Annotated in this window: 1 protein-coding gene and 1 pseudogene; both read left to right on the top strand. The window is 72.9% G+C overall.

Going from position 1 to position 1120, the window contains the following annotated elements; genetic code table 11:
• A partial coding sequence (locus ABZS97_RS44040) for an AAA family ATPase (protein WP_356149759.1) occupies positions 1 to 365 on the top strand: 365 nt, incomplete at its 5' end.
• Between the two features lie 77 nt (positions 366 to 442).
• Positions 443 to 1120 (top strand): annotated as a pseudogene (locus ABZS97_RS44035) (serine hydrolase domain-containing protein); the annotation flags it as partial.

The following is a 1120-nucleotide window of genomic DNA, read 5'->3' as shown; positions in this document are numbered from 1 at the left end:
AGTACGCGGCGCGGCCCCCGCACCACCTCTCCTTCGGCCAGCGCCGCCGGGTGGCCGTCGCCACGGTCCTCGCCATGGAGCCGGAGATCCTCGTGCTGGACGAGCCCTCCTCCAACCTGGACCCGGCCTCACGACGCGAACTCGCCGACATCCTGCGGTCCCTGGACGTCACCGTGCTGATGGTCACCCACGACCTGCCGTACGCCCTCGAACTCTGCCCGCGCGCCGTCGTCCTCAGCGACGGGGTGATCGCCGCCGACGACCGCACCCAGGACCTGCTGTGCGACGAGGCGCTCATGCGCGAGCACCGGCTGGAGCTGCCCTTCGGCTTCGACCCGCGTTCCGTGTCCGTTCCGCTTCCGTGAACAGAGGGTGACCCGCCCCCCGTTCCACCGGGGACGCGATGCACCATGGAGGGATGAGCGGGAGCGCGGGAGCAGGCGTGGACGTACGGGGCACGGTGGCACCGGGATTCGAGGTGGTACGGGACGCCTTCGTCCGTAACTTCGAGCAGCGCGGCGAACGGGGGGCAGCCGTCGCGCTCTACCACCACGGCAGCAAGGTCGTGGACCTGTAGGCGGGGACCAGGGACGTCGACGGCGCCGAACCCTGGGCCGTGGACACCGTGCAGATCGTCCGCTCGGCCGGGACGGGGATCGCGGCCGCCGTGCCGCTCCTGCTGCACCAGCGCGGCCAGGTGGACCTCGACGCGCCCGTCGGTACGTACTGGCCTGAGTTCAAGGCCAACGGCAAGGAGCGCGTCCTCGTGCGCCACCTCCTCGCCCACCGGTCCGGAGTGGCCGCCCTCGACAGGACGCTGACCCCCGAGGAGGCCGCCGACCAGGTGTCGGGGCCCAGGGCCGTCGCCGAGCAGCGGCCCCAGTGGGAGCCCGGCACCGACCACGGCTACCACGCCCAGACCTACAGCTGGATCGTCGGGGAACTGGTCCGCCGGGTCACCGGGCGGACCATCGGCCGCTGGATCGCCGAGGAGATCGCACGCCCGCTCGGCCTGGACTTCTGGTTCGGGCTCCCCGAGGACGAGGCGCACCGGATCGGACGGATCGGCCCCGTCGAACCCCCGCCGGCCGAAGGCAGCGGCGCCCTGCGGATGCGCCCC

The organism is Streptomyces sp. NPDC005485, from assembly GCF_040606085.1.
Lineage (GTDB): Bacteria > Actinomycetota > Actinomycetes > Streptomycetales > Streptomycetaceae > Streptomyces.
Note: the sequence above shows the minus strand (reverse complement) of the source record. Positions and strands in the feature narration are given on the sequence as shown.